The organism is Helicobacter didelphidarum (assembly GCF_003364195.1).
GTDB lineage: Bacteria > Campylobacterota > Campylobacteria > Campylobacterales > Helicobacteraceae > Helicobacter_A > Helicobacter_A didelphidarum.
The window spans coordinates 1-5,004 of the sequence record NZ_NXLQ01000052.1 but is presented as its reverse complement, the minus strand read 5'-3'; the positions used below and the strand labels follow the sequence as shown (position 1 = coordinate 5,004).

Below are 5,004 nucleotides of genomic sequence, written 5' to 3'. Positions count from 1 at the left end.
ACAAAGTCATTATATAAATTTAGGGTATTGTTTGCGAAGTTTTTAGTTTCTATATATTTCTTCTCCTCCTTATCATATTTATAAGATTTATGCCACTCTGCATCATATCTCCCACTTGGGATTCATCTACCTACCTATTTATCTCTCCAATCCAACGCACAATATTCCCTTTATCATCTATCTCTACTTCTAAGTCTTTGTATTTCTTATAGAATCTAGGGCAGAGAATCTCATCGAAGTATTTTGTGCCTTTTTCTGTTCTTGCAACCCAAAAACGATACATATCCCAATATTGTGGTGTATCCCAATTAGAATGCAAATAATCATCATCACTCATATTTGGGTATTTTTCTCTAAGGTCTATCATATCTCTATTATACGCTTCGGTATAAAAGAAATTATCCCTAAAATATATCCAAGCTTGATATTGGTCTTTTTGTTTTGAGAGTAGATCATCTTCTCCTTGAAATACGCACATTCCAAATTCTATATATCCAGCTAGGAAGAGTTGTCCTACAATGTTTATGTATTCGCTAATGTAGGTGGGAATAGGGTCGTTGTCTGTTATTTCATTATTTATATTTAAATAATGTATAGGCACAAAGTGAGAATCACATTCACCTCTGTATACCCTACCCAAAGCGATATACTCAAAATACTCTAAAATATCAGTTTTTGTGATATTTTGGATTTGTAAAAATAATTCCATTTCCCAAAACTCATCATCTTTCCCATATTCAAAATCATCAAAATCAGGAAACAATACAACATTTTTACTTATAACTTTACCAATCGCCATCTTCTTTTGCCTTGTTGTGGATTTTTTTATTACCTATTTCTATGGTTGAACCACCAGAATCAGATTTCTTTCTTAGTTTTAGTATTGTGCCATCACTAAGTTTTCTCATTGGTATCTTTTCTCCTGTTTTAGTGTTTATTGCATCTTCTAACACTTCTGCTCCTTCTGTAATATCCTTCCAAATCTCTTTTATTTGCTTGTTGTCTTTAGCCATATAGACATTTTTATTTTTATGAAATTGTTTATAACCCATATCATTTAACTCTTTAGAAGTCTTAAGTTTATATTTCTTTTTTAAGACATCTATCACTTCTTGCTTAGTAGCATACTTAGATGTCTTTAATCTCTTTACATCTTTTTTATTCTTGTTTTTATCAATAATTTGTTCTATTTTAGAATATATGTTTTTAGCTTTAGCAATTATCTTTTCAGATTTCAATACTTTTGCTTGTGGTAGTATTGTGATGGCATTTCCTAAAGCTTCTTTATACTCATTAGCACTTAAGTTTTCATAGGCTGATTGTAGAGAGCTTAATGGTGATATTTCATATAAAATATCTTTTGCTTCATTGAGTAAAGTATTGAGTTCATCATCATTGTTGTTATTTGTATTATCGTAACTATATTTTGTGCTACCATTGTCATTATCTGGTAATACTATCTCTATAAACTCTCCACTATCATCTTGTGTCTCTATCCTGATGACATTAGGAGGGATTTGCTCCTCTATCTCCATATCCCACCCCACATCTTTATGTGCTCTCCATAGATAAGCAAAGAATCTTACTTGTTTATCTTGCCATTCTTGTTTATAGGGTATGGTTACAATATCTCCTTTTATATGCTCTAATTCCTTAAATCTCTTTGAGTAGATTAATGGTTGGGTTTGATTGAGCTTATTTAAGGTTTGCTTTATATCTTCATCTTTGTCAAATACGATATATCCCCATTTCGTCTTATGCTTATGCTTTTGTATAGAATCTCTTAAATAAGTTTGCTCATCACCTTTGATATATTTCTTTTGAGAATCTTTTATAGCATATTGTGCTTGAAGTGTGATGGATTCTATAGTATTGTTTGTATGATTAGATTCTATGTTTGTATTATGGATATTGGTGTTATCTGTATGAGATTGTTTGATATTCTTGCATTCAATAGAGATAACTTTGATATTTGGCTTTATACTATCGTTGTTTTGTATATATTGTGGTATATTTCTTGCAAAGTGAAGCTTTTGCTTTGTATTTGATATGTGTTTATTTTTCTTTTCATTAGGATTTATAGTGATTCTAGGAGATATAAGGGTATGTGCAACACTTTGCTCTTCATCAAATCCTAATTGTTTTAATACAAAATACACTTGTGAGCTAGTGCCATTATCTTTAACTAAAATATTTTCAAATCTAGCTATACCTTTATTATCGCTTATAGCTCTATCTACAAAGTGATTTATATCAAGACTAAAGACATAGATTTCTTTATTTATTAAAGCTTCATCTTTGTGATTGATACATTGGGCTTCAAAGCTTAATTGAAGTGTATTTGAGCTGGTGTGAAGCGGGGTATCTATCTCCTCAAATTCTTTATTCTTAGTAGATTCTAGTGCATAAGATATACAAGCAGAGCATTCTAAATAACGATGAATATCGCTATGATTAGAGTTTGCCTCACATAAAAGTGAGATAAGATTATCATAATCCTGGCTTGATATATTTTTCTTAAAGGCTTTTTGAGGGACATCTTGAAGTTGTAATATCTCATCTGCTACTTTATTTGTTAAACTTTCTTTTATATCCTCTAAACTTCTTGTATCAGATTCTATAAGAGATATTGTGCGTTTCCAAGTATCATTTGCTAAGTCTTTCATATCTTGCCAAAGGTATAGGGTTGTGTCTCTTAGTAGTATATAAATACGAGTTAAAAACCAAGTGGTAAGATAAGAGATTATAAGACTGGCGATAATGCCAAGTTCAAAATAAATTGTTGCTACTCCTATTGCTATTGTAACTCCTCCTATTGTTATCTTTTCATTTACACTTAATTCCTCATTACCCATATTCAACACAGAGCCTTTTATGGCGTCTTTGATAGTGAATAGAATCTTTACTTGAATAGGCAGTCCTTTTTCTATACTTGTTGCTATTGCACTAATAGTAGAATCCATCATACTTAGAGTATTTAAAAGATAAGTTGTTAAAGCATTTCTATCCTTTTCTTTTTCTATCCTTTGTAATTCTTCTTCACTCATACAAGGATAAAATTCCTCACCATATTCATTAGTTTCAAGCCTATCGCTCGGGATACAGATGATAGAAATGCCATATAATTTATTCATCATTTGCTTTCACAACCACTCTTTTTAAGCCAATATATGGTCTTTGATTTATTGCAATAATTTTTTCTGCATTATATCCTCTTTGAGAATCTAATTCTTGCATTAGTGTATTCACATTGCTCATTCCAAAGGGGTTGAAGCGAATGCAAAAATAAGGTATTACATATTTGTTATTAAAAAATACAGGTCGCACAAATGCAAGGGGGGAGATGCTTAATCCATGATTGCGTCTGGGTAAAGTTATCAATGCCAATCCCTCCCTACTAAGCTTGATATTTCCAAATATTTTGTATTCTAAAATAACATATTCTTTAAATAATAAAATTCTCTTTAATAAAAAGGGTTTGCTCATAAAAATATGAAACAACACGATAATAACAAATGTCGGTGCAAACACTGATAAAACAATCGCAATAGAATATATAATAAAAATGTATAAAAAACCTAGGGTCCATACACAATAATTTTTAAAGCTTCCTTGATATTTGCAAACTAAAATAGGATTATTTTTATTTATGTGTTTGTTTGCTAAACCATTTTTAAAGAGTAGAATATGGATATATAGCCATAGAACACAATACATAGCAAAAATAAATGTAATAACAAAATAAGAGATGAAAAATATAAGACTATTATCATACCATTCTGAAAGAATACCATATAGCAAATATATACTCATTGCTATCAATATTGCACCAATATCAAACATTACAGAATACAAAATATGATTCCACTTCCTATCTCTCTCACTCCCCAAGCCATTAAATAATAATGGGTCAAACCTTTTAGTAGTTTTATAAGAATCTTGCTTCATCATCGCTCCTTTAGAATCTGTATTTTTCTATCATACTTAGAGTATTTAAAAGATAGTTTGTTAAAGTATTTTTATCCTTTTCTTTTTCTATCCTTTGTAATTCTTCTTCATTCATACAAGGATAAAATTCCTCACCATATTCATCAGTTTCAAGCCTATCGTTCGGGATACAGATGACAGAAATGCCATATATTTTATTCATTGGTTATTTCCTATAAATAAATTTTTAAGCAATTAAAAAAATTTTTCAAACCCAAATCATTACTGATTACCCATTTATCTTTTGTCATTTTATAAGCACTAAAGCCAATTTTAGAATCTAGTTCGTTTCTTAGTTGTTCAATATTACTCATTCCAAAAGGATTAAAGCGGGTGCAGAAATTAGCCATTATATGTGGATACTTGTCTTGGGTAAAAAATTGCGGTCTCACAAATGCTAAGTTTTTTAATGGTGTTGGTATAGCCATTAATGCCAAGTTTTCTCTACTAAGTTTCATATTTCCAAAGATTCTATACTCTAGCACAACACAATCTTCAAACAATAGAATCCTTTTAAGCAAAAATGGTTTGCTAATATATAAATGCAACAATATAGATGCAATAAATGGCTGTATTAAGATAGTTAAAAAAATAAGAGGCACATACCAAATAAATATTACCATAAACCCTAAAATCCACACACAATAATTTTTAAAACTTCCTTTATATTCACAGATAAGCAATGGATTACTTTTGTCAATATGTTTATTTTTCCTTGTATGCTTAAACATTAAAATATGCACATAGCACCAAATAGCGAAAAATATGATAAAAATAAACATAATGATAACATAAGATATAAGAAACCAATTTTGATAATACCATTTAACGCTGATTCCATATAAAAGATAGATTCCTATATGTGTAAAAAATGCCCCACAAATACTAATTATTGAATATAGTGTATTATTCCACCACCGCTCCCTCTCACTTCCCAAGCCATTAAATAGTAATGGGTCAAACCTTTTAGTAGTTTTATGAGAATCTTGCTTCATCATCGCTCCTTTAGAATCTGTA

General features: G+C 30.0%; 5 protein-coding genes. All 5 read right to left on the bottom strand.

Translation table 11 applies throughout. The features are described 5' to 3' along the window. Positions 1 to 130: 130 nt before the first annotated feature. Positions 131 to 799, bottom strand: coding sequence for a hypothetical protein (locus CQA53_RS10080; RefSeq protein WP_115543847.1), 669 nt, complete (start codon positions 797 to 799; stop codon positions 131 to 133). Beyond that, the gene (locus CQA53_RS13375; RefSeq protein ID WP_245945877.1) at positions 786 to 3,134 is read right to left on the bottom strand and encodes a hypothetical protein; all 2,349 of its coding nucleotides are present in this window, start codon (positions 3,132 to 3,134) and stop codon (positions 786 to 788) included. The genes CQA53_RS10080 and CQA53_RS13375 overlap by 14 nt, the downstream gene beginning before the upstream one ends. Then, positions 3,127 to 3,948 (bottom strand): hypothetical protein, encoded by an 822-nt coding sequence (locus tag CQA53_RS10070; RefSeq protein WP_115543846.1) that lies wholly within the window; start codon positions 3,946 to 3,948, stop codon positions 3,127 to 3,129. Before CQA53_RS10070 ends, CQA53_RS13375 begins: the two co-directional genes overlap by 8 nt. A gap of 10 nt (positions 3,949 to 3,958) precedes the next feature. Continuing rightward, positions 3,959 to 4,150: a hypothetical protein gene (locus CQA53_RS10065; protein ID WP_115543845.1), complete on the bottom strand. Its 192-nt coding sequence runs from the start codon at positions 4,148 to 4,150 to the stop codon at positions 3,959 to 3,961. 10 nt (positions 4,151 to 4,160) lie between these two features. Next, a partial coding sequence (locus tag CQA53_RS10060) for a hypothetical protein (RefSeq protein ID WP_342767980.1) occupies positions 4,161 to 5,004 on the bottom strand: 844 nt, incomplete at its 5' end.